Genomic DNA, 23,728 nt, shown 5'->3' with positions numbered 1-23,728 from the left:
ATTGGCATTGTTTTCGCCTATTGTAATCCTGTACCTGAAAAAACTATATAGTAAATGTAGTAAAATATGAAACTATTATTAGATCCCTTGTTAACACTGGGAGTTTCAGTGTTGCCGCATGCTTTTATTATTTCAATTGCTAGTTCAGCCTGTGTAGCAAATTTCGCAGCTGAGATATTGTATGTTGGCTGAAAACCCGAATGCCATTGCGAGTCAATAATGCTGCCGTTACGCCTGAACCATTGATTTTGACGCCACTAAATGTGCCATCATAGATTTTTGCACTGCCACAGGAAGGGCTTCCTTGTGCCAGCACGGCATATTTGATTTGTTGTTGTTGGCACAGTGCCAATGCGTTTTCTGCGCCTTCAATAAATGCTGCAGTGACGTCAGTGCCATCTTTCTCAATTACCCTGGTAGCGCCGTTGAGCACATCCAGACCTTGTCCTGCTGTGATTTCAGCCGGGGCTCTGGGTGTGGGTAACCCCGCTGATACTTCAGGGCAAAGCGCAACCAGTGTCATATTTGATTGAAGCCAGTGTAAATCAGCATCGGGGATCGACAAACAGCTGGCATTGTAGCGAACTTTGTTGCCAAGCAAGCAGGCACTTACAAGCACTTTTTCCAACAGTAACTCCTTTCTAAACAGCCCAAGTCAGGGTAATTGACTGAGGTGGCCAGTCTTATATTCGGTATGACCTATAGCCATAGCTAATCGGGACTAAGCTTTTAGGCCATTACCTCTGAATTAGGGGTGTACACTGGCACCGCCAAATTGTTCTGCCAGGTAATTGATTATCTCCACAGGATCAGTAATCGTATTGTGCTTGTTTAAAATGAGAACAGGTAGCCACTGGTTGTCTTCACCTAAAAGTGCAACAACTTCACTGCGAGGTTTTGCAAAGCCGATACGACGAACATCAACAGCCTCTAGCCAATGTGGGTTGGCCGATAACGCCCCTTCTATTAATGCGCAATGTGAACAAATCCACATTTTTCCGGGACCGTCTTCGAACGGCATTTTCAGAACAAATAATTTTGGTTTCATGGGCTGCGCCACACTCGCACAATTGATTGGTTAGTCAATCCTAACATACTGAAAGGACGTCTAAAATAGACTTTTAGTAAACACTGAGAGCGTTTATATATTCAGCACTGTTATGGAGGTGGGGTCGGTGCTTGTTTTCAAATAAAAGCATCTGGAGAGTGGTAATTTAGCAGTCTAATCGGTGATCTAGAGGTTACTTATTAGTTTGCTTAGTTACCGCCACCACCATTCGTGTTCTTATTATTCACTTCAATACGCATGCTGGTTTTATTTCAGGAGCAAGGCGCGTCGAGCAGATAGATGGCGGAGCGCCAGGGGCTTTTTAGAAAAGAGAAATGTTTGCCTGTCTCACGCAAAGCTTCAGTGTAAGTGTTTTGGTAAAGCGTAGGGGCTTTTACCGAGTGGGACTTCTAACCTGTTGCTGTTCTTTTTTGGCTCTGAACCTATCATTTCGTCGTAAGCACTTTCGTGTCTGAGCGCTATTTCATGGATATCAAATTGTTCAAAGTATTCCCGCATCTCCGTTAAATTCCGAGTTGATAACGTTGTTTTTTCATTTTGCCAGACGACGTGCTCTTCGCCGTTTATGATGACTATTGCCTGGTACAGCGCCTGATCAAGCGAGTTAATGACCAGCTTATCAATTTTTTTTGTTGCCAAGTCTCTATAGAATACCTTCATGTCTTCGTCACCGTATATGAATGTCTGATTTTGTGCCTGAGTAATGGCTCAGTTCCGGTTACTCTCAGCGATATAGCCAAGCTTGTCGTGCAGGCTAGGAGTATTGAATCAGGGTAGCTTGTTTATGCAATTTACGAATACCAATTTCACTTACTATCTGTTCAATTTGAAGGAGCAAATATGACGCTAACGATGCTAAAAACTTCTTATTTAGAACAACTAAAAAACAACATTTTTGCCTAGTTATTGACGATGTTTTATCGCCTCAAAATGGCGCACTTAAGTAAGCAAATGGGTATAACAAAAGGCTGTACGAGCGTTACAAAGACTAAGATCAGCTCTTGGGACTTTTATTGGCTGTAAGGCGCCAGTTACGCTTCTTTGGCAGATATTTTGATATTATTTTTTAGGAGGAACGGGTCTCATGAACAAACTTTGTACGGCTTGTATTGTCATCACCTTTACTTTTTTAAGTGCTTGTTCACTTAATCATAATTCGTCACCTTCACAGAAATTAATCGCAACGGAAGGAGGATGGCAGCTCACTCGACCGCTGGTTAATTTGTATGACTATGAACTCATTGATGTAAGAAGTGGTAAGCCCGTGGTGGTCGATCTCAGCCTCAGTAATGGTGGGCTTCTTGAATATGATGTTGTCTTTATTGGAGAAAACCATGGTCATCCCGGTAATCACCTGGCACAAGCTGTGATTTACCAACGCATGCTGGACAGCGGTGAAAAAGTGATTTTATCGATGGAGCAATTTGAACGTGATGTACAACCAATTGTTGATGACTACCTGAGTGGCAAGATAGGTGAGTGGTCTCTTCGTCATTTTGCTCGCGCCTGGGAAAACTATAAAAGCAGTTATCGTCCAGTGGTAGAAATGGCAAAACAACGAGGCTTGCCAGTCATTGCTGCCAATGCGCCAAAAGACATCGTTGTGTGTATCGGTAGAGAGGGTCTCAGTGTGCTGGATAAATTACCTGCCCAACGAAAAAATCAAATAGCTGCTTCGTTCTATATGCCTGAGGAAGGCGCCTATTTTGAAAAGTTCACCGGGTCAATGGGTAACAAGCCTGACGCCCAAAGCACTGACAAGCACTCAAAGCGGACTAAACCTAATCTGAATACTTACCATGCTCAGGTGGTACGTGATGACACCATGGCGGAGTCAATTGATAGGGCATTGGCTGCTCATCCGAAGCATAAACTGGTTCATTTGAACGGCCATTTCCACTCGGCATCAGGCCTGGGCACCGTTGAGAGGTTGAAGTTACGCAGAAATAATCAGACTGCTGTGATTCAACCCGTTATGGTGTCAGATGCCAACTCGCCCTCATTTAGTGACAAAGATATGGTAACGGGTGACTATTTGTTGTTGATTTACGCTTTACCTGAGCAGGTAAAAACAGCGAAAAACAGGAAGGTTTGGATGAAAAACGTATTTAAGCGCTCCAAGCAAGATTGTAGCTTTGGGAATAACCAAGTCAGGAATTAGGCATACAGCAATGTGAGCACTAAACTGATCGATTGCTGCTTTCTCGCTCTACAGGTTCAGGTAGCCATTTGATATAAAGGCTTCACTATATGAAGGTGGGAAGCGCCAACAGTTACAAGTGAGCCATTGGCGAATAGTCTCAGGTTATATTACTCAGAAATAACCCAGTTGACATTTGGCGCATATCGCCAAGAACTTAAGCCTGAGCAAGAGCCAATATTAGGGTTGAATGTAATGCTTACTGGCTTGTTTTGCGCCTTTGCAGCCAACAGTGAGCTGTACATTGCTTTACAACTTTCAGTCTCGATACCATTGCTCTTACCCTGAAGATTACACAAATAAACGACGGGCAAACCGCCAGGACCAGACACATAAACGACTCCATGACGGCCAACACCTAGCTTTGTAACCTTGCCTGTACAAAAAGAATCAGCAAAGGCTGGAAGGCTGACCAGGAAAACGAGGGAGACAGATATTTTTTTTAAAAGATTCATAATTATTCCTTTGAATGAATTTTGGATGCATTGAGCCTATTTTTGATGGTGCTAAGCGCACAGCATTTAACTGACATGTAAATCAGCAAGGCTCAAAATAAATCAAGTGGGTAAATAAGTGCGGAATTGTTCCATAAATCAATCCATAGCTCAAGCCGCTTCGCGAATCAGAGATAACAAGCCCATGCGTGCGATACTAATAAATATGCAAACGGTGACAGGTACGCTGGAAGCGAGTTTATCGTTTATGGGTTTAATTATGTTCTATGTTTGTTTGCTTCCAGCCCAGGCATTCAGAATTTAGTCTGCCCTGCGGACTGATCACATTGCGTACGGCAATAAACAAGCACATCGTGATAGACACACTCATCATGACCCAGACGGCTATCATGATCATCACCTGATATTTGATGGCGACCATGGGGCTGGCACCGCCAAGGATCTGACCGGTCATCATGCCGGGCAGTGAGACCAGACCTGTGGTGGCCATGGTGGCGAGAATAGGCGCGAGCGCTTTTTGCAGGGCGTTTTGTACAAAGGGCTGGGTGGCTGCGCGCACGGGTGCCCCGAGTGAGAGCGCGGCTTCATACTCAGACCAGCGGGTTTTAAAGGCGTCGAAAAAGTGTTGCAGGCAAACAATATTGGCATTGAGGCTGTTGCCCAGCAACATGCCTGCCAGTGGGATCAGGTACTGAGCATGGTAATACGGGGTTGGCTGAACAACCACTACAGTAATGAAGCCCAGCAAAGGTAACAGTCCTGCACATAAACCCGTAAAGACAGCCAGAAATAACGGTCGCCTGGGGAGGCGGGCTTTACTGATAATTGCGCTGCTGCCGACCAGCAGCATCACCAGCAACCAGACCAGATTTATCCACAAGTTGTTGAGCGTAAACAGGTACTCCAGATACAGGCCGACCAGAAATAACTGCACGACCATGCGGATGAGTCCGATAACAGCTTCTTTGCCAATCTTGAGTTGGTACAGCGCGTTGATGGTAAAGGGCAGCAGCAAGGTCAGGCTGAATAAGCCCAGCTGCCACCATTGGATGTCGATTACCTGTTGCATCTGGGTGTCTGGATAAGGTTAAGTATTTTAATTACAGTTAATTATTACACAGACAACCCTTTAAGAGCACCCCATCGCTTGGCTAACATGCATCGTTGTTTAGCGAGAGCGAATTTGAGCTTAAGGTCATTGCATCATGAGTTTGTTGATCCGAGTATGTTCGGCTTCTGCTTCAACCATAATGCGTTCCATCAGTACCTCAACGGGTTCGATATCGCGGATCATTCCCTGAGACTGGCCAATAAACTGTACGCCGTTTTCCAGGTCGCCCGCTATGGTGGCGGCTTCCAGTTTTTCTGTGGCGGCACCAAACAGAGTCAGCATACGTATTTTGTCGAACTGGGCCAGTAGTCCCAGTAGTAATTTCCACAGCGGCATATCGACCATTTTTGACGCTTTAAAGGATTTAAAGACTGCCACTATGGGATTCATGGGACGGCGGGTGGCTTGTTCTGCCATCGGGGTTTTCATTACCCGGGCATACAGGCCATCGAAGTTTTTAGAGTAAATGGTGTCCGCCACCTTTTTGTCAACCACCGCTTGTTTGACATTCTGATGGACCGGGCTTTGCGTGCTGGTAGCCAGTCGAGAGCCCATGGCTACGGCATCAGCGCCCAATGCCAGAGCAGCCAGTAAGCCTTTGCCATCGGAAAACCCGCCTGCTGCGATCACTGGGATGTCGACCAGTTCGACAATATTAGGCACTAAGCACAGCGACGTTACTTCACCACCATGGGCTGCGGCTTCATGACCGGTGACCAGCAAGGCATCGGCACCGCTTTTTTGTGCAGCCAGTGCGTGCTTTTCGGTGACCACAGTGGCAATGGTTTTACCGCCGTAGCGTTTTACGCCTTCCACTATCCAGTCACCTTTGCCCAGAGAAAAGTTAATCACCGGCACCTGCTCAGCCAAAGCGACCTTGGCATTTTCTTTTGCGCCGGGCATCAGTAAGGTGACTCCAACGCCAAAGGGTTTATCGGTCAGAGTGCGAATTTTGGCGATGGCCTGGCGTGTTTGCTCTTGTGTCAGTGGCCCGGAGGCTAAAATCCCCAGTCCACCGGCGTTGCATACGGCCGCTACAAGTTCAGGGACCGAGATCCAGCTCATGCCGGGTAAAATGATGGGCTTTTCTATGCCAAGCAAATGGGTAATACGTGTTTTCATGTTGATGATTTGAACTGGTCTGATGTGTTATAAGCATACCGGGAAAGTAGTACATAAGAAAAGCGAATATTTCAAACCGGGCTTAGCTTGACGGGTCGGGCTTACTCGTTTGTGTTGATAGTCGTTCGACTTGCTCAGTAGCCGTCTTTTTCTTCCGTTTCTTTTTTAGCCGTTTGAGTTCGGCTTTTTTCACGTGCTTTGCAATCCACTTTGCCATTTTTCCCATCAGCATAGGCGGAAAGTCATGGCCCAGACCTTCAACGATTTTGAGTCTTGCTTTGCGAATTTCGGCGGCAGTTTGCTGGCCTGCTGTGAGCGGAAAAATGGGATCGTGGGTGCCGTGGATCACCAAAGTGGGCGCTTTAATCCGGGTGAGTAAATGGCGCCTGTCACCGCTGGCCGTAATGGCAGCAAGCTGGCGTTTAAACCCGGCCGGGTTGTGGGCGCGGCTGATGTGCATGGTCGCTTGCTCACGCAGAGTCTGTTCGTCTCGCGGATAGGCTGGGCTCCCAATCAGTTGGTTAAGTCTGACATTATAAGAAATCGCGGCCTGAGGGCTGTTATTACGCGGTGTCAGGCGAGCCAGTTTTAATAATACTCCTAGGCTTTTTCCAGAGATTAACTGGTTGTTAGCGTTAGACATAATTGAAGTCAGGCTGAGTACCTTTTTGCGCTGTTTGGCCGCCAGGATCTGTGCAATCATGCCACCCATAGAAGCGCCAACCAGGTGTGCTCTCTTTATTTTTAACGCTTTCATCAGCGCCAGTACATCGTCTGCCATATCCTCCAGTGAATAGGGCGCCTGCTTACCAAAAGGGACCTTACGACGTAACCAGGTTTTGAACAGGTTGGGGGTACCATGTTCGTCAAGATGACTCGATAATCCGGTATCGCGATTATCAAAGCGGATCACTCTAAACCCTCTGTCGACCAGACCAAAATACAGCTCATCGGGCCATACGGTCATTTGCGCGCCCAGTCCCATGATCAGGATAATGGTTGGTGCATGTCGGTTACCACAGTCCTGATAGCTCAGAGTGAGACCATTTGAGGTTTTAATGCTACGCATAGGTTTAACAGAGTCATTCAACTTTGAAAAAAAGTATAGCTCATAGAGAGTTACATTCTTGATTTGCAGCGTAAAGGAAGCAAAAGATTTTTATGTTTTGCCACTAAAATGTACTTGCATAGCGGTCTAAATACATCAATAATCAGCGCAGCCAAAACTGGCTAATATTTCATCTTATATTCAGGAGTATACTACGTATGGCAAGCAAACGCAGCCAGTCCCACGACCATCAGCGTGGCGACATTAAAGACAATGCCTTGAAAGCATTGGTAACCAGTCCATTGTTCAAAAGCAAAGTTGAGAAAAGTAAAAAAGGCAAAGGCAGCTATCGTCGAAAAGACAAGCATCAAGGCCGAGAGCCTTACCTTATGGCAGCTTAGGCGAGCAATAAGATAAGGCTTTCGACAAACGGATATTATGTTACTAAGCTTGTGGCTGATTAAATAAAAGGAGCAATCAGATGGGACTATTAAGTGGATTATTGGGTAATGCCAGTGAAGTAGACAGCGATGAGCTGGACAAGCTATTAAACGATACCCTGATAGACGGGGAAAGCGTTGAGCAGGCTTATAAAGTCATTCGGGATATGTTTGTGTTTACTAACAAACGACTTATTCTGGTGGACAAGCAAGGTGTCACTGGCTCTAAAGTGGAAATGCTCAGCATTCCCTATAGCAAAATCACTAAGTTCAGTAAGGAGTCGGCTGGTCATTTTGATTTGGACGCTGAGCTGAAAATCTGGATAGGCTCTGAGCCTGAGCCACTAACCAAAGAATTCAAAGCAGGCGACAACATTAATCAGGTCTATAAAATTATTTCTCAGTATTGTCTGTGAGTTTTAAACCATAGGTTTTAGCAAAGCGTTTACTGTGCGCTTCATCACTGAAAATGAGTACTCGTGAATCGGGTACTCTTTTCAGCCAGCCTCGTTCAAGTGCATCATTCAGGATCCAGTTTCCCAGACTACCTGCCAGGTGATTGCGTCTCTCACTCCAATCCAAACATGATTTACAGATCGGCCGTTTTTTCTCTTTAAAGGTGCTAAAACAGACGCCCAGCTGCTCAAAAAATGCAGTGCCTCTGGGTGTCAGCAAAGTCTGTGCTTGTTTATCTTCTATGTAGTTCGCCGCGACCAGCGCATCATAGAGCTGAACGCCCAGTTCACCCGCAATATGGTCATAACATACGCGTGCTTGTCGAAGATAAGGGTCGTCTGGCCCACTATTGGTTTTCAGTACTGTGCTGCTACTGAGTGTGAGTAGCTGTTCAATCAAACCTGCTACAGCCTGACCTTTAAGTTGGAAGTATTTGTGTCTGCCTTGTTTTCTGACTGTAATGAGTGACCCGTCAACCAGTTTTGACAGATGGCTGCTTGCCGTCTGAGCAGTGATGTCTGCTTCAAGTGCCAACTCTGTTGCTGTCAGGGCTTTGCCCGACATTAAGGCAAGGAGCATCCGTGCCCTGCTAGGCTCACCAATCAAGCTGGTAATCACTGTGATGTCGGGATCGTGCATTAGATAGTTCGATATGGGCCGAAGCATGGACATTGAGTAGTCGATATAGTGCCGAAAAACGCAAGAGGAGACAATGCACTATGATCACTTGTTTTATTGAGTATCGGATTGACCCGGGTAAGCTGGACTTGTTTGAGCAATATGCCCGCAATTGGGGTGAGATCATCCGAGATGTGGTGGTGAACTGGTTGGCTATTTTGCGCCTCATGAGGGCACTAATTTTGTTGCTTATGGCCTGATCAGCTTTACCAGCCTGGCGGAATATGAGGCGTACCGTGTGCGCCTGAAAGCGGATCAACAAGGACGGGCCAATTTTCTCTTTGCTCTAGAAGCGGGCTTTATTTTGCAGGAAAAGCGCAGTTTCTTATCCTGTATTGAACAAACTTATCTGCAAGGAGTGAATGCATTGTGATAGCCGTTATCTTTGAGGTAACGCCTCACCAGACCAAGCGACAGGCCTATCTGGATATCGCGGCAGATCTTAAGCCCAGCCTGCAAAACATCGACGGATTTATATCAATTGAGCGGTATCAAAGCCTGAACAACCCTGAACAGTTGCTCTCATTGTCATTCTGGCGGGATGAAGCGGCTGTGCTGCAGTGGCGAATGCAGGAGGAGCATCGGGCGGCGCAGCAGCAGGGTAGACAGCGCATGTTTCAGCACTACCGTATTCGAGTCGCCCAAGTAGTGCGCGATTATGGCAGTCAAGACCGGGAGCAAGCGCCTTAGTTAACCTCTGTCGGGAGCACTATCACGATTTTCAATCCGCCCAGCTCACTATGCTGGGCCACAATTTTACCATGATGTGCTTCAATCAGGCTTTTACAGATGGCCAGGCCCAGACCCGAGCCGCCGGTACGCCTGCTCCGGGACTTTTCTACCCGGAACAATCGCTCGAATATTTCGCTCAGGTGTTCATCAATCACGCCCGGAGCAGTGTCTTCCAGGGTAATGTGTATTTTCTTATGCTGTTGCCAGACCTTGAGCTGCTGCTTACCAGGCTTGTCGGTGTACAAGGTGCTGTTGGCGATTAAGTTTGTGAGTACTTGCTTAATGCGATCCATGTCCCAACTCACGGTCACTGCGCCGGTTAGCTGAATACTGGCTTCCCAATCAAAGCCTTTTCCTTGCGAGAATTGAGCAAATTCCTGCTCCCAGAGTGTCATCACTTCGGTGAGGTTACACTGCACCAGATTGAGATACAGGCTCTGTGAATCGGCCATGGCCAGCTGATGAATGTCTGAGATCAGACGGTTAATATCTGACAATTTACGATTGATCGTATTGTATGAAGCGTCGACGTCCTGGGCGATATTAAATTGTAAGGCTTCAACCTGCAGTTGCAGTGCCGTAAGCGGTGTGCGGATCTCGTGAGAGACATCTGCCAGCATCGCATTTTTCTTGTCGACCACTTCTTGCAGCAGGGCCGCGCGCTCGGCAGCCAGTTTACGTTTTTTGACTTGCCGATAACCAATCGCGAGCACCAGCATAAACACCCCGGCTGTGCCGAACCACCATGCCTTGAGTTGCCACTCCCGCTCTCTGAGTTGGGTGTCCTTCAATGCCCGGTCGAGATTGAGTGTTTCGATTTCTTGTTGTTTGCGAATAAATTCAACCCGGCTTTGCAATGCGGCCAGTGTCAGGTTGTGCTGACTGTTGCCCAGGTCATCTCTGAGTTGGGTGAATTTCAGGTGTGCGTCGAGGGCATTTTGCGGATCCTTGATAGCCTGGTAAGTGTCTGCCAGCAGTTGATAGGATTTGATTTGGCCGTCTTTGTCATTAATCAGCGTTGCTGTGGCAAGGGCTTGATGGGCCCGCTCAAGTGTTGTCTCGTGATTTTGTGAGGCCGCAGCGATGTGTGCCTGAGTCAGCTGAGAAGCAACTAAATAGCCGGTCAGGTTATAACTATTGGCAATCTCCAGCGATTGCTCCACATACTCTGTTGCCAGTGCTGTTTGCTCCGATTTGAGTGCTATCCGGGCTTGCAGGTTGTAACTGCGAGTCAGGCCACTTTTTGAGTCTATCTGTGTATAGAGCTTTTGTGACTTGGTTGCGAAGTATTCTGCTTCTTTCAGGTCGCCGGTCTCGAGTGCCATAAACCCGCTGCGCATAGCACTGTTGCCTATATCCATCAGGTTACCCGATTTTTCATCGAGTTCATGCGCCATCTTAAAATGCTTCAGCGCGGCCGGGTAGTTTTCCATGCGCTGATACACCACGCCAGATTCATAAATGGAGTCGGCGATACCTTTGTCAAAACTCAGCTCACGGCTGAGCTCAAAAGAGCGGGTGAAGGTTTCCAGCGCACTCTCATGATCCCCCAGTGCGGTCTGAATAATCCCCAGGTTAACCAGCGCTCTGGCGTAGACTTCAGTTTCTCCCAGAATACTGAGTACATTGATGGACTTCTGAGCTACTTTCAGTGCTTCGATGTACTTGTCCTGGCGCCGTAGTACCGCAGAAATGCGCTCATATGATTGGGCAATCATTTCGTTATCATTGGCATCAATCGCGGTGTCGAGCGCATCGTTATAATAGGCCTGGGCCTGATCAAATCGGCTTTGGTTGTCCGCAATAAATCCCAATAACAAAAAGGAATAGGCATGGTGGTAGGGATTGCCTTGCGCGATGGCGAAGTGCTGTAGTTGTTCACTACGCTGTTGCGCTTTATCGTAGTCGCCCTGACTGATCAGGGTGTGAGCCAGCGCCATTAACGTTTCGTAATACTCTTCCGGATACGACTTCAGTGCCGGCTCATCTGCAAGTTGGGCCAGCGACCTGATCGCAGACTGAGGTGAGCCGCTTCTGAGGTTTTGCGCGTCGTCCAGTTGGCGTTTTGCCTCTGTAATGGAAAACGCCTGAGCCACAGAGGAGCACAATAGCAACGCCAGCAAGGTGTAGCGAATTAAGCCTCGGTATCCTAGCCTGAACAGGCTCTGTAAGCGCATCATTAACATCGAACTTCCGATCGTACTACCCGTATTTCTCGCGCCATTTGGATCTGGCAAGGGCCACTATGAATGATTGAATAATAACCCGTTTGTGTCGGAATGCCAATTACACCGCCTTTCAGAGTGGCAGAGCCAGGGCTAGCGCTGCGCCAGCCGCGCCACCAGTTCTCTGGCTGGTAAGTAACCCGGGACCGCTTCACCATTGGGTAGCAGGATAGTCGGTGTCGACTGAAACCCAAACTGTTGCGCCAGTGAAACCTGGGCATCCAGTGAGTGTTCACACTCTGTGTTTTCTAGAGGCGCTGGTGTACTGCGCATTGCGGCATCCATAGCCTGATTAGGTCGCTCAGCGCAGAGCGTTGCTGCCGTTTTTTGGTAGGCAGGGCTGCCTGCTCGGCCTCTGGGTATCATCACATAATGGACCGTAACGCCCTGTTGATTAAGCGCAGGCAGTTCCTTGTGAAATTTACGGCAGTAGGGGCAGTCGATGTCGGTGAACACTGTGATGCGGTATTTTTCATCTTGTGCCGGGTAGGTTAATAATTGCTCATAAGGCACATCAGCCATTTTTTGTTGATTGGCAATTTGTTGTATTTTGGCGATGTGATCAACCCGATTGCGCACATCAATAACACGACCATTGAACAGGTAATTACCATCTTTTGACAACAGCAGGTGTTCATTGCCGAGTGCCAGGCGAAAGAAGTCATCTGAGTAAGGGTGCAGTTCAAAATCGATGTTTGTCCCAACCAGTGCGCGTAATTTATTTTTTGCTTTTTCTTTTGGGGAGCCTGCTTTGGCTGTCGTGGGGGGGGTTGGCTCTGCGGCCAAAGGAGAGGCACTCAGTAATGCTGTGCCAAGCAGAAACGTTGAAAGAGAAGTAGACAAGGTCATAGTAAATATCCAGCTGACAAAAAAGATGCCCCGGTTATAACTAAGCTGGCTGGTAATGGCTTTTAAATTCGCCTTAAAATGACCTATAAACTTCTATCAAAGCAATTAAATCAATTGGTTAAGCAAGCCTCTCTCGACCTATGTGAACACCGCTGGACGGTGTGCACAGTCGCATCGAAGTTGGTCCAGGCTGGGTGAGCTGTTTGCACAGTTCGGACTGCTGCGAGTTGATGTTTTGCGCTGTGTTTGTTGGTACAGAGCCGTGAGTGAGTTGTGCTGTTGCACTGTGCAGTGTCGCAGACTGTAACGATTCCGGTTGCGCGATGATCAAATCGGCGATGCGCTGTCGCATGACCACTGCGCTGCAAATTGCTTGCTGATCGATGGCCTGCTGTCCCTGAATGGCAAAGTTTAGCGCCTCGGAGAAGCGCGCCTGACTGACTGAGAGCCTGCTGAGCAGATCTGACGCTTGTGAAAAATAATAGCTATTAACCGCCGTGTGCTGAACTACCTGACTGGCATAGTGCTGTGCCTGCGCTGTTTCATTCATTTGTAATAAGGTTTCGGCCAGCAGCAATTGGGCTTCAATTGACTCTGGATTTTCTTGTAAACTGAAAGTCAGCCATTGCTGCGCCTGCGGGTACTTCTGGTGCTCAAAAGCCACGATGGCTTTGTGGTATGCCGACAAGGCTGGCAGTAGCGTCGGTGTGCTGGTGGACGCAGGCTGATTGTTCAGATAAGCGCCGCTGGCGACGCTAACAGACAGGAGCAATGATGCCGCCAGGGCAAACCGGTTACGCGAGGGCGGCAAAACCACTTTGGTTTTTACCTGCCAGCTGTAACCCTGATTAGGGTAGGTGCGGATCAGGTCTTGTTCGGGGGCCAGCTTTCTGAGTTCACTGATCAGCTGAAACAGGCGATGCTCCTGCACATGAGGATGACCCCATACGGCTTCGATTATCTCCTGTTTGGAGACCACTGTATTGGCATGTTGCAGCAAATAACTCAGTACTTTGGCTGCTTTGGGGCGCAGCTCCAGAGGTTGTTTGCCTTGTTTTAGTGTATGAGTCTGGCAATCAAAACGATAAGATAAAAAGCGGTACTCGGCCATGTCAGTCCTTCGCATAAATCCACGATACAGGACCTAACCTTATCATATAGGTGATAAAAAACGAGCCACAGAGGCAGGATTTGTTTTCCCGGTCAATTACGGTATAACTGAGTCATCTTGATTGCCATACTGAGCGCCCTATATGTTGCGTTTTATCATCCAACTGTTTCCACTCTGGGCGATTTTGCTCAGTGCTTTTGCATTTTATACACCTGAGCCCTTTGTCGCTTTAAAGGCCTCCATCATTCCTTTACTCGCATTTATTATGCTAACGATGGGGTTAACTCTGACACCGGCGGACTTTCGTCATGTACTGAATCAACCTAAGGCGGTACTGATAGGCCTGGTGTTGCAGTTTAGCGTGATGCCATTGGTCGCTTTATTGATTGCTTTGTTGTTTCAGTTCGATGCAGATCTGACTTTAGGCATGGTATTGGTCGGCTGTGTCGCAGGTGGCACGGCCAGCAACGTGATGTGTTTTTTGGCCAAAGGTGATGTAGCCTTGTCTATTTCCATGACGGCCATGAGTACCCTTGCAGGCGTGGTACTGACGCCACTGCTGGTTGAGTTGCTGGCAGGTCAGGTAGTTGATATTCCATTGGCAGGCATGATGCTGAATTTACTAAAGATTGTGTTGTTCCCTGTGCTAACAGGTGTACTTCTGAATTATTTTTTCAGTGCCTATATTCAACGGCTTGTTCCGCTTTTACCATTATTTTCAGTGGCCGCAATCGTGCTGATCATCGCGATTGTCGTGGCATTAAATGCGGCAACCTTACCAACCATTGGGCCAATTGTTGCGTTGGCGGTGGTGCTACATAATACGACTGGCTTGTCGCTAGGGTATCTGGTGGCGAAGCGGCTGGGTCTGCCTGAAACGAGTTGCCGTACGATTGCTCTGGAAGTGGGGTTGCAAAATTCCGGATTGGCGGTTGCACTGGCGATGAAGTTTTTTGCCCCCGCCAGTGCATTGGCCGGTACCTTGTTTTCGATTTGGCACAATGTCAGCGGCTCTGTGCTGGCGACCTGGTGGCGCAAACGTAGTCGCAGCCTGTCTTCTCAGTCAGTGGAGCAGAGCGCTGAGGTGTCAGATGCCTAGATAGAAATCATGATCAGGCCAAGGGCACAGAGTATGGTCAGGCCAATAAATAGGTTGGCAATGTTGCTGGTATCACCCACCGGCTCGATGCGGACCTCTGGTTCTGGCATCTCTTTGTGGGTCATATTGTAAAAGTCGGGATGGCCCACCTGTTGCTCCAGCTCTTGATCTTCCGCCCAGTCAAAGTGCAGGTTCAGAAATACCAACACTTCTATGTCCAGAGGAGTGACTTCTGCGCGTTCTGACTTTTGATAGTTCAGCACGCTGTGGAATATCCGGTGCGAGGCGGCCCGACGACTTTGTAAATCGACACAGACTGGGTGCTCAATAAGCAACTGCCAGGCCCCTTGTTGATTACGGCGATATGAATTGTCCAGCAGCTGTGCTAATTCAGTGTCAAACTCCTGCAGCTCCGAATTAAGCTGAGGCGGCGTGCCGGGTTGTGCCTGGGGTGTTTCAAAGTGCATCGCCGGGGTTGTGTCCGGCAAAACCTCTGGCTTGATGGCTTCAGGTTCAGCGAGTTCTGACGGCTGTTCGTCTGCTGAGCTTAACTTTACACGTTGCTGGGGCTGTGCCTCCAAATGTGCCAGTGCTGCGTCATAGGCGGCACGCAGTTGCTGAAACCCTTCTGGATCTTCATCGGGTTTACACAACTTGAGCTTACTTGTATAAGCACGTTTTATGGCTTTTTTGTCTGCACTGGGGTCGATGCCCAGTACTTCCCAGGGATTTTCTGTCACTTTATTCACCTAACTCTTTTAAAAACTGAGTAATTTCCTCATAAGCCCGATCAATACGCTGGTTATCCTGAGAGCCTAAAGCGGCTTCCCAGAATGTGATCAGCTCAGCAATTTGTTCTCGGTACTGGGCACGGCTTTGCTCATAGATACGTTCCAGTTTAGCCATCAGTAAGCGGTTGCGCTGTTGGTCTCTTGGGTGGACTTTGAGTTTTTGCATTTTTTCCTTCAGCTGGGCTTTTTCTTTGTCCGACAACACAGAGGAAGATTGTTCAAAGGTCTGGCTGATGGTTTGCTGAGTGTGTTCTACGGTAATGTCCACTTCCAGCAGGCCGCTAACATCATAAGTAAAGCGTACCCGGACTAATTTGTCTTCGATGTTATCTGCCTTTGGCAATGGTACGTCAATTTCGCCGAGTTTGATGTTGTTTTTGACATATCGGCTTTCCCCCTGATAAACCGTTATTAACAGTTGTTCCTGGGATTTATGGATAGGGAAGAAAGTATTTTCTTTACTGCATGGCAGTACCGTATTGCGCTCAATAATGGGGGTAAAGTAGTTGCCCACCTTGCCATCATTATCGTGTTCATTGTGGGTACCAGTGCCCAGACTAAAGGCGGATACATCCGTCAATACTACATCATCGAGTGCTTCATTTTTATCAACCAGGCCGGCCTGTATGCCAGCACCGAGTGCCACCACCAGATCCGGGTCAAGCTGAGTCGTGGGGAAGCATTTTAGTGCTTTGATCAGGCATTGTTTGTAAATATTCATACGTGATGCGCCGCCGACCATGACTATATGATCTATGTCTGAGGGAGATAGTCCGGCATCGTTAAACGCCCGTTCAATAGGGGTCAGTAAGCGATTGAGCAGTGGCTGGCAGATTTCGCGCATCTTCTCTTCGGTTAATTCATAGCGCAAGGTCTGGTTGCTGAGTTCTATGTCAAACTGGGCGTGTTTTTCGTTGCTTAAACCGCATTTGCACTCGTCGATAAGCCGGGTTAAGTTTTGTTGTTGGTGCTCATTTAGCTGTTCTGGCTCCAACTGATGCTGACGCAAAAAATCCGAGATCAGTAATCCGGTAAAGTCTTCGCCGCCCAGATGATTGTCACCGGCCGATGCTTTGACTTCCATGACACGATCGAAGTACTCAAGAATGGTGACATCAAAGGTACCGCCACCTAAATCCAGGATCAGATAATGGGTGTCATCTTCTTGCGATTGCAGACCATATGCCAGTGCCGCGGCTGTGGGCTCGTTGATCAGTCTCAGCACTTCCAACCCGGCCAGTTCTGCGGCCAGTTTAGTGGCTTTACGTTGATAGTCATTGAAATAAGCAGGTACACTGATCACCGCCTGTGTAACAGGTTGTGATAATTGGGCTTCGGCATCGGCTTTTAGCGATTTAAGCACCAGTGATGATAGCTCAGCGGCGGTATAATGCTGCTTTCCAAGTGTCACAGTGCGCTGTGTGCCCATATAGCGTTTGAATAATGCCGTGGTTTTTAATGGGTGTGAGATCAGCCGCTCTTTGGCCGCTTTCCCTACCAATATCTCGCCGCTATTGTCCACCCCGACTACTGATGGGGTCAGGTAGTCACCCAGAGAGTTTGGAATTAATACACTTTTTTCACCATCCCAATAACTGACTGCACTATTGGTTGTGCCTAAGTCGATACCTACCGTGATCATAACTACTTCCTGAATTCGTAAAGCCAGCGCCTAGTGTATGTGCTTTGGGTAAGGTAGTAAATCACTGCTATAGTTTTTGCGGCTGTTTTCTTTATGGACTTTAATTGGTGAAAAAGTATTCTGCAGTTCATACGTCTAGCTGATACACCTGGTTTGTTTGCTGGTGTGTACAAAGCCATTTGCCTGCTTTTTTCACGGATAAAAGCGGCGCACGTTTTTAGTGTCAGTATTAGAGGTATTTAAGTTATGTTCCCACAAGCCCCCAGTGCCGTTGTGATGATCCGGCCACACTGTTTTTTGCCCAATGAAGAAACCCGGGCCGATAACAGCTTTCAATCTCAGGCTCAGCAGTTTGATGGTGATATCAGCCAGATGGCTTACGAGCAGGTATCTCGGGTCGCTGAACAGCTCGAACAAGCGGGTGTGCGGGTGCACTTGTTTGAAGATTTGGGCACTGATACGCCTGATTCAGTGTTCCCTAACAACTGGTTTTCAACTCATGCGGGCGGGCAAATTGCCATTTATCCCATGTATGCTAAAAACCGCCGCCGGGAGCGACGAACAGACATTATAGAGCTATTGAAGCGTGAGTACCGGGTGCAGGATGTGATTGATTATTCTGGCCTGGAATATGACGACTTGTTTCTGGAAGGCACCGGTGCGATGGTGCTGGATCATATTGAGCGTGTTGCCTACACCGCGCGCTCAAAACGCACCGATTCGCATGTGCTGGAACGCTTTTGCAGTCACTTCAACTTTGAGCCCATGGTGTTCGATGCACTCAGTGAAGAGGGAGTGCCTGTCTATCATACCAATGTGCTGTTGTGCGTGGGGAGTGACTACGCGTTGGGCGGCTTTGAGATGATAGTCGAACCAGGGCGGCGGGCAGAAATTAAACAAAGGTTGCAGCTTGCCGGTAAAAAGCTGATAGAGTTGAGTGAGGCTCAGATCAATGCGTTTTGTGGTAATGCACTGGAGTTAAACGGAGACAGCGGGCGCATACTGGCGCTGTCACAAACCGCGTATGATGCGCTGACAGCCGAGCAAATCGCTGTGCTTGGATCATGTGTGACGTTATTACCGCTGGAGGTGTCTGCCATTGAACTGGCCGGAGGCTCGGTACGTTGTATGCTGGCCGGTGTGCATTTATCCCGGCGTTAAAATAAATAACAACAAAACAATAACAACAGGCAGGTGAGTATGATGGCATTTATCGTTGACCCAATTAATAATCTTCTGTGGGGGCAGGGCCAGATACTCATTTATCTGTTACTGATTGCCGGATGTTGGTTTACCTGGCGGCTGAAGTGGGTGCAGTTTCGCCACTTTGGTCATATGTTCAGTGTGATGAAGGGCAGCATGAGTGGTGACAGCTCAGGGATCAGTTCCTTTGCAGCCTTGTGTACGGGCCTATCTGCCCGGGTCGCACAGGTAATCTGGCCGGGGTAGCGATGGCAATCTCTCTGGGCGGCAGTGGGGCAGTATTCTGGATGTGGGTCATTGCCTTGCTTGGCATGGCGACTGGATTTGCGGAGAGTGTGCTGGGCCAGCTTTATAAAGTCCGCGATGAACATCGGGAGTTTCGTGGTGGTCCTGCCTATTATATTCGGGCCGGGCTTGGCAAACCTAAGCTGGCAGTGGTGTTTGCCCTGTGTTTATTCCTGGGTTATGGCTTTAGTTTTAGCGCCATGCAAGCCAATACCATTGCCGAAGCACTCCATAATACATTCACCATTAACCCCTTATACACAGGGCTGGTGATTGCAATTCTTGCCGGCGCGATTGTCTACGGTGGCCTGCGTAGCATTGCCCGTTTTGCTGAGTTGATTGTGCCCTTTATGGGTCTCGCGTTTGTTGCAACGGCCTTACTCATATTGCTCATCAATATTGCTCAGGTGCCTGCCATGTTGCTGGATATCTTCCAGTCAGCGTTTGGTTTAACCGAAGCGGGGGCGGGCGCTTTGGGCGCTGCGATTAAAAATGGCATTCAACGAGGGTTGTATTCTAACGAAGCAGGGGCTGGCAGTGTGCCTCATGCCGCAGCTGGTGCAACGCCTGTGCCTAATCATCCGGTTGCGCAAGGCTATGTACAAATGTTGGGTGTCTTTATTGATACCCTGGTGTTATGTAGCTGTACAGCCGTGGTGGTGTTACTGTCTGGTTTACCCGTTAGCGGAGAAATGGCTGGTATCAGTCTGACTCAAAACGCAATGCAGGCACACTTTGGTGAAGCCGGCGATTATCTGATTGCTGCCGCCATTACTTTATTTGCTTTTACCTCTGTCGTGGCTAACTACGCCTATGCGGAGAGCAATTTACACTTGTTCAAGCTGGATAACAAAGCCGGGCGGTTGGGCTACACCGCCGTGTATTTAGCGATGGTGTTGTGGGGCGCCAGCGCCACTTTACAGCAAGTCTGGAGCCTTGCTGACATGGCATTGGGTTTGATGACACTGGTGAACATCTACGCCATTGTGCAGCTCACCCCAACCATCATGAATTTGACGAAAGACTACCAAAGCCAGAAAAAATCGGCTGAAAAAATCCACTTCGACCCCACCAAAGTCAACTATCAAGGCACTCTCCACAAAGATGTTTGGGTTCAGCAAGACCGAAGCGAAGCTTCGCAGCTTGCTGAACGCTCACCCATGGACGGGTGAGCCGGAAGCCCTTCACATGGAGGTGTGCCTACTCGTGCCAGAGATTAAGTATCTCTTTTTTTGCGAATTGTGGTGCAAAGTCAAGCTTTAGCTTGGTCTTTCGCAAGGTGAAATGAGCCATTTTGACTACTGCTGAGTAAGTTTAGCCGGAAGCCCCCCACACGGACGTGTGTCCGCTCGTCGCTTGTTCAAGACCGAAGCAAAGCTTCGCAGCCATCGTGTAAAGTCGTGCTTTAGCGCGGTCTTTACGCAAGGTGAAATGAGCTATTTGAGAGAACCATACGCTGGTCACTTTGGTAGCCGGAAGCCCTTCACATGGAGGTGCCCACTCGTGTCAGAGATTAAGTATCTCTTTTTTGCGAATTGTGGTGCAAAGTCAAGCTTTAGCTTGGTCTTTGCGCAAGGTGAAATGAGCCATTTTAGAGATCCATGCGCTGGTCACTTTGGTAATATGAAATTGATTGATGGTGAGTACTTACGTTGACTGGCCGTTGTGCAAAAGAGCAAGAATCTTAATCCAGGCCATTGCAAAAAAAGCAGGCTTAATTAAACCGCGGTGCTCTGTAGTGCGTATTGCTCAGCGATATAACTAGAGAAAATATCGTGGGAAAAACAATGCAATTAAGTAGCCATGACCTATCCCGAGTCATCGAGATGGCCTGGGAGGATAGAACACCGTTCGAAGCTATCGAAGACCAGTTTGGGTTGAGTGAATCAGCCGTTATCCGGCTGATGCGCCATAACCTAAAGCCATCCAGTTTTAGGCTATGGCGTCAACGAGTCAGTGCCAGGGTGACTAAACATAGCAAGCTACGCCCGGCTTCTGTGTCTCGGGGATATTGCCCCACACAATACAAACATCGATGAGCGTATGGTTGTTAAACTATCGACTTCACGCCGTCTGATCCGGCCTGCGTTGAGACTTTGCTTTACGCCAGAAAATCCATGCAATGAGTGAGGCTGGTAACAAGGCTGATAATACCAACAACCAATCAGGCATCTCTGGAGTGGGTTTCTCTTGTTGGCTAAATTGTGCATCGAAACTCAGGTTGAGAGGCGTGTTTGTTTGATAAATGTGTTTCTCACCATGTCGAGTACCGAATTCGACGCGCTTGATAGAAATGTCGGTATTGGTCGCGTTTGTCGGGGCTGAGAAGTAAAGCCGCGCCAACCGCCCGTCTCCTGAAGCACTTTCAGCGGGAGCCACCTGACTGACGATATATTGGACTGCTCTTGATTTAGGGGTTGCCTGGTTGCGCAAAGTATACAAGCGCTTTGTATCCAGGAAGTTGCCATGCTCAAGTTGTGCCCCCGCGATTTTTGGGTTCTGGTCAATGAGCGTTAGTGTCTGTGGATCATAGCTGACCGATAGCTGCACGCCATATACCTCTGGTAGGTCTTTGACCATCACATCGACATAGAACTCGCTGGTTGTCTTGATTTGTGTGTTAGAGGTTTCAAGAAATACCTTGCCTTCAGTTGCCATGGTGGCAAAACTCAGCAGCAATGAGGTGCTTAACATCAAACTCTTTATCATTTTTTTGTCCCAATAAGCATCAAAGACCATAGCATTGCTATGGTCTTTTTCATTAAGAGTATTACCAGCTTTGCGGCCCTTGTTTGCCAAAGTTGGCACCCATTAAGGTTAAGTCCTGGATATTGATTTCATTGTCTCCATTGAAATCTGCATCAGAAACGTAGCCGTTGTTGTCTGACTTTTTAGTACGATAAGCACCCAGTAGCTGCGTCAAGTCAGCAATATCAATGAGGTTATCACCGTTGCTGTCTCCGCCGACGAGCTCAATCTGTCCAAAGTCGATGTCTTCCTGACCCGCTGAGAAGTTGAGTTGCTTCTCGGCACTCAGGTATCCGTGTGCCTCAAGTGACAGTGTTACGTTGCCCAGTGGTGAGCGCACCGAGAAACTACCATCTGGATTAATGGTGACGAGCTGACCATTGATGCGAAGCACAACATTGCTGTAGTCACCTGTGACGCCAAGGTTTGCAACGTTTCCAGTTAGGGTCACTGATTCTTCGATGGTCAGTGAATAAGAGACTTCATTGTTCAGTAAATAGTTAGACTCTTGGTCAGTCATTTTAGCGTTGACAACCAGGTCAATCACACCGGCTTGCTCTGCAAGTAACTGGATAGAGGCAAACTGGCCTTCACCTGTTTTCGCTGTGGCGGGGGCCATTAAAGCCAATGCACCATCCCAAAGCTTGTCACTGATCCCCATGGGCACCGACAGGCGTTCATCAGACGGTAAAAACTCGCCATATTCACCGCCGGTGATGCGGGCCATATCGAACATCGCACTGACACGGACTGACGCATCAATACCATAGATATCGCTGCCTGATACAGTGAGTGGCAGGGTAATTGTATCCCCCTCAAGGACTGTGGTTTGCGGTAATTCGAGTGTCAGTGCAGTTGCAGGCCCACCATTTAGTGTCATGTGCTGGCCGAATACGTCCATGCTAGTAAATACATTTTCATCTGACCAGTGGATAATATAGTCATTATCAGATAGTGCGGTTACCTGATTTTGTACACCAGCATAGTGCAAACTCGATATTGTCACTTTGTCACCGGTTGCGGTGTCATTGGCGTTATACGCTCGGGTATATAGATAAGAGGGGCTGGCAATATCGTCTTCTCCCTGCCAGGACAGCACATAGCGGCCATCGCTCAGAGCAGCTACTGAAGGGATGGTGAACAGGTTAACTGTCGATTGATCTACCATAGTTTGTTGTCCAGCTGGCGTACCATCAGCATTCATACGTTTGACCATAATGTCTGTGCTGTCAGCTGTTAAGCTTACCCAGGTCACGACAACGCTACCATCTGGCAGCGTATCGATTGCTGCGGTTTGCTGCTGGCCGTCGCTATTGTCATTGACCAGGGTTTCATCAGTGAGTGGTGTGCCATCAGCAGCGAATGTACGAATAAACACACCGTGGTCATCACCTATTCCTCGACCATGCCAGGAGGCCATAAATTTGCCATCGCTTAATGCGGTTAGCGACACAAGTTTTTGCTCATAATCAACGGTATTGGAGACAATAAATGCGTCACTGGCAGGTGTCCCATTGGCAAGAAAGCGTTGTGCATAGATGTCGCTATTGGCTGCGATCGGATTGGCATGGGCCCAGGCCACAACAAATTCGCCGTTGCTAAGTGTGGTTACTGTCGGACTGCCAAGTAAGTCCATCTGGACAGATTTAATCACTAATTCGTCGATTCTTGGGGTGCCGTCCGCATCAAAGGTGCGGATAACTAAATCAGTTGAATTGTCTTTATAACGCGCCCAAGCCGTTGCATAGCCGCCGTCATTGAGTGGGCTGATAGCAGCAGAGTTGTGGCGATGCGATGGTGAGTAGCTCAAATAAGTCTCTGTGCCAGCCAGTGTGCCATCTGCATTAAAGCGTTGAGCGAACACCGGATCCTGTCCAAACATTGGGTCTTTGCCGGTCCAAATCGTGACATAACTGCCGTCTTTCAGTACGGCGGTCTCATTGAAGCGTTGTGTTTGGTCCTTCCAATTATTGACAACAAATGGGTCACCAACTTGTACAGGTGCTTGCGCGTTACTGAGTAACGGCAGGCCAAGCAAGCCAAGCATGACAGCATTGCGGGCAAACTTTTTGATTGATGATGACGGGTGAGTTGTATTTGAGCGGGTATTTAAAAGTGTCATAGTACTATTTCCTTACATTATAGTTTGGTCTCTTTTTAGAGCCTAGTTGGTATGCACGCTGCTAGGATAAATGATCATAATTATAATGAAAAGAAAGGATTACAATTTTAGCGAGGTAAAAGTTAGTGATGAATATATTCATGAAATAGCGTGTGTTAAATGTTCTGAATGCGTAAGCTAACTAGGTATTTAGTATTAACTTAACAAATGCTCTGAATATCGATGAGTTTCTGGTGTTGCTAACGTGTCAGCGTAACGGCAGAATGACTTCGTCCAGGCCGACACGAACTGAAAAGCTTGATGGATTAGCCTCGCTTTGGGTATATGTCTAAAAGTAGCGTG

Annotated in this window: 24 protein-coding genes and 1 pseudogene; 10 read left to right on the top strand and 15 right to left on the bottom strand. The window is 48.0% G+C overall.

What is annotated here, in order from left to right; genetic code table 11:
• Positions 1-139: 139 nt before the first annotated feature.
• From IY568_RS14480 to IY568_RS14470, 3 genes are all read right to left on the bottom strand, one after another.
• The gene (locus IY568_RS14480; RefSeq protein ID WP_125562863.1) at positions 140-628 is read right to left on the bottom strand and encodes a DUF523 domain-containing protein; all 489 of its coding nucleotides are present in this window, start codon (positions 626-628) and stop codon (positions 140-142) included.
• A 120-nt stretch (positions 629-748) separates the two neighbouring features.
• A complete protein-coding gene (locus tag IY568_RS14475; RefSeq protein WP_125562861.1) occupies positions 749-1,048 on the bottom strand; it encodes a DUF3088 family protein in 300 nt (99 codons plus the stop codon).
• 360 nt (positions 1,049-1,408) lie between these two features.
• On the bottom strand, positions 1,409-1,729 hold the full coding sequence (locus IY568_RS14470; protein WP_194867960.1) for a DUF6482 family protein: 321 nt from the start codon (positions 1,727-1,729) through the stop codon (positions 1,409-1,411).
• A gap of 424 nt (positions 1,730-2,153) precedes the next feature.
• On the opposite strand from IY568_RS14470, the gene IY568_RS14465 reads away from it, so the two are divergent.
• Positions 2,154-3,230 carry a ChaN family lipoprotein gene (locus IY568_RS14465; RefSeq protein ID WP_194867959.1) on the top strand — a complete coding sequence of 359 codons (1,077 nt, stop codon included), beginning with the start codon at positions 2,154-2,156 and terminating at the stop codon, positions 3,228-3,230.
• A 149-nt stretch (positions 3,231-3,379) separates the two neighbouring features.
• Here IY568_RS14465 and IY568_RS14460 read toward each other — a convergent pair whose 3' ends face one another.
• From IY568_RS14460 to IY568_RS14445, 4 genes are all read right to left on the bottom strand, one after another.
• Positions 3,380-3,724, bottom strand: coding sequence for a hypothetical protein (locus tag IY568_RS14460; protein WP_125562855.1), 345 nt, complete (start codon positions 3,722-3,724; stop codon positions 3,380-3,382).
• A gap of 253 nt (positions 3,725-3,977) precedes the next feature.
• Positions 3,978-4,793, bottom strand: a complete 816-nt coding sequence (locus IY568_RS14455; protein WP_194867958.1) for an ABC transporter permease — start codon at positions 4,791-4,793, stop codon at positions 3,978-3,980.
• Between the two features lie 126 nt (positions 4,794-4,919).
• Positions 4,920-5,957: an NAD(P)H-dependent flavin oxidoreductase gene (locus IY568_RS14450; protein ID WP_194867957.1), complete on the bottom strand. Its 1,038-nt coding sequence runs from the start codon at positions 5,955-5,957 to the stop codon at positions 4,920-4,922.
• 82 nt (positions 5,958-6,039) lie between these two features.
• Positions 6,040-7,026 carry an alpha/beta fold hydrolase gene (locus IY568_RS14445; RefSeq protein WP_194867956.1) on the bottom strand — a complete coding sequence of 329 codons (987 nt, stop codon included), beginning with the start codon at positions 7,024-7,026 and terminating at the stop codon, positions 6,040-6,042.
• A 197-nt stretch (positions 7,027-7,223) separates the two neighbouring features.
• Here IY568_RS14445 and IY568_RS14440 point away from each other — a divergent pair, with 197 nt between their 5' ends.
• Together IY568_RS14440 and IY568_RS14435 are read left to right on the top strand one after the other, a co-directional pair.
• The gene (locus IY568_RS14440; protein WP_010384195.1) at positions 7,224-7,406 is read left to right on the top strand and encodes an alternative ribosome-rescue factor A; all 183 of its coding nucleotides are present in this window, start codon (positions 7,224-7,226) and stop codon (positions 7,404-7,406) included.
• Positions 7,407-7,486: 80 nt separating this feature from the next.
• Entirely contained in the window at positions 7,487-7,861 is a 375-nt protein-coding gene (locus tag IY568_RS14435) for a PH domain-containing protein (protein ID WP_125562847.1), read from the top strand.
• Here IY568_RS14435 and IY568_RS14430 read toward each other — a convergent pair.
• The gene (locus tag IY568_RS14430; protein ID WP_125562845.1) at positions 7,839-8,540 is read right to left on the bottom strand and encodes an ArsR/SmtB family transcription factor; all 702 of its coding nucleotides are present in this window, start codon (positions 8,538-8,540) and stop codon (positions 7,839-7,841) included. The two genes, IY568_RS14435 and IY568_RS14430, sit on opposite strands and share 23 nt — an antisense overlap.
• 80 nt (positions 8,541-8,620) lie before the next feature.
• Here IY568_RS14430 and IY568_RS24800 point away from each other — a divergent pair, with 80 nt between their 5' ends.
• From IY568_RS24800 to IY568_RS14420, 3 genes are read left to right on the top strand one after another with little or no spacing between them, the layout of a single operon-like run.
• Positions 8,621-8,779 (top strand): hypothetical protein, encoded by a 159-nt coding sequence (locus IY568_RS24800; protein WP_228553355.1) that lies wholly within the window; start codon positions 8,621-8,623, stop codon positions 8,777-8,779.
• Positions 8,725-8,952 (top strand): NIPSNAP family protein, encoded by a 228-nt coding sequence (locus tag IY568_RS14425; protein ID WP_228553361.1) that lies wholly within the window; start codon positions 8,725-8,727, stop codon positions 8,950-8,952. Before IY568_RS24800 ends, IY568_RS14425 begins: the two co-directional genes overlap by 55 nt.
• The gene (locus tag IY568_RS14420; RefSeq protein ID WP_194867955.1) at positions 8,949-9,269 is read left to right on the top strand and encodes an antibiotic biosynthesis monooxygenase family protein; all 321 of its coding nucleotides are present in this window, start codon (positions 8,949-8,951) and stop codon (positions 9,267-9,269) included. The genes IY568_RS14425 and IY568_RS14420 overlap by 4 nt, the downstream gene beginning before the upstream one ends.
• On the opposite strand, the gene IY568_RS14415 is transcribed toward IY568_RS14420, so the two are convergent.
• From IY568_RS14415 to IY568_RS14405, 3 genes are all read right to left on the bottom strand, one after another.
• Positions 9,266-11,497, bottom strand: coding sequence for a tetratricopeptide repeat protein (locus tag IY568_RS14415; protein WP_194867954.1), 2,232 nt, complete (start codon positions 11,495-11,497; stop codon positions 9,266-9,268). The genes IY568_RS14420 and IY568_RS14415 overlap by 4 nt on opposite strands.
• 132 nt (positions 11,498-11,629) lie before the next feature.
• Positions 11,630-12,385, bottom strand: coding sequence for a DsbC family protein (locus IY568_RS14410; RefSeq protein WP_194867953.1), 756 nt, complete (start codon positions 12,383-12,385; stop codon positions 11,630-11,632).
• A gap of 118 nt (positions 12,386-12,503) precedes the next feature.
• Complete coding sequence (locus tag IY568_RS14405; protein WP_194867952.1) at positions 12,504-13,496, bottom strand: winged helix-turn-helix domain-containing protein; 993 nt, start codon at positions 13,494-13,496, stop codon at positions 12,504-12,506.
• A 142-nt stretch (positions 13,497-13,638) separates the two neighbouring features.
• On the opposite strand from IY568_RS14405, the gene IY568_RS14400 reads away from it, so the two are divergent.
• Positions 13,639-14,595 carry a bile acid:sodium symporter family protein gene (locus IY568_RS14400; protein WP_125562833.1) on the top strand — a complete coding sequence of 319 codons (957 nt, stop codon included), beginning with the start codon at positions 13,639-13,641 and terminating at the stop codon, positions 14,593-14,595.
• Here the strand turns inward: IY568_RS14400 and IY568_RS14395 are convergent.
• Together IY568_RS14395 and IY568_RS14390 are read right to left on the bottom strand one after the other, a co-directional pair.
• Complete coding sequence (locus tag IY568_RS14395) at positions 14,592-15,335, bottom strand: J domain-containing protein (protein WP_194867951.1); 744 nt, start codon at positions 15,333-15,335, stop codon at positions 14,592-14,594. The genes IY568_RS14400 and IY568_RS14395 overlap by 4 nt on opposite strands.
• 1 nt (position 15,336) lies before the next feature.
• Entirely contained in the window at positions 15,337-17,028 is a 1,692-nt protein-coding gene (locus IY568_RS14390; RefSeq protein WP_194867950.1) for a molecular chaperone HscC, read from the bottom strand.
• Between the two features lie 246 nt (positions 17,029-17,274).
• Here IY568_RS14390 and ctlX point away from each other — a divergent pair, with 246 nt between their 5' ends.
• From ctlX to IY568_RS14375, 3 genes and pseudogenes are all read left to right on the top strand, one after another.
• The gene (gene ctlX, locus IY568_RS14385) at positions 17,275-18,189 is read left to right on the top strand and encodes a citrulline utilization hydrolase CtlX (RefSeq protein ID WP_125562826.1); all 915 of its coding nucleotides are present in this window, start codon (positions 17,275-17,277) and stop codon (positions 18,187-18,189) included.
• A 39-nt stretch (positions 18,190-18,228) separates the two neighbouring features.
• Positions 18,229-19,688: pseudogene (locus IY568_RS14380) on the top strand (alanine/glycine:cation symporter family protein).
• A 615-nt stretch (positions 19,689-20,303) separates the two neighbouring features.
• The gene (locus IY568_RS14375; RefSeq protein ID WP_138538598.1) at positions 20,304-20,555 is read left to right on the top strand and encodes a TIGR03643 family protein; all 252 of its coding nucleotides are present in this window, start codon (positions 20,304-20,306) and stop codon (positions 20,553-20,555) included.
• A gap of 25 nt (positions 20,556-20,580) precedes the next feature.
• Here IY568_RS14375 and IY568_RS14370 read toward each other — a convergent pair whose 3' ends face one another.
• Both IY568_RS14370 and IY568_RS14365 read right to left on the bottom strand, forming a co-directional pair.
• Positions 20,581-21,225 (bottom strand): cohesin domain-containing protein, encoded by a 645-nt coding sequence (locus IY568_RS14370; RefSeq protein ID WP_194867949.1) that lies wholly within the window; start codon positions 21,223-21,225, stop codon positions 20,581-20,583.
• Between the two features lie 61 nt (positions 21,226-21,286).
• The gene (locus IY568_RS14365; protein WP_194867948.1) at positions 21,287-23,386 is read right to left on the bottom strand and encodes a hypothetical protein; all 2,100 of its coding nucleotides are present in this window, start codon (positions 23,384-23,386) and stop codon (positions 21,287-21,289) included.
• Positions 23,387-23,728 lie beyond the last annotated feature (342 nt).

It is taken from the genome of Pseudoalteromonas sp. PPB1, assembly GCF_015356275.1.
Taxonomy (GTDB): Bacteria; Pseudomonadota; Gammaproteobacteria; order Enterobacterales; family Alteromonadaceae; genus Pseudoalteromonas; species Pseudoalteromonas rubra_D.
The sequence above is the reverse complement of the archived record's forward strand: the minus strand, read 5'-3'. Positions and strand labels throughout refer to the sequence as shown.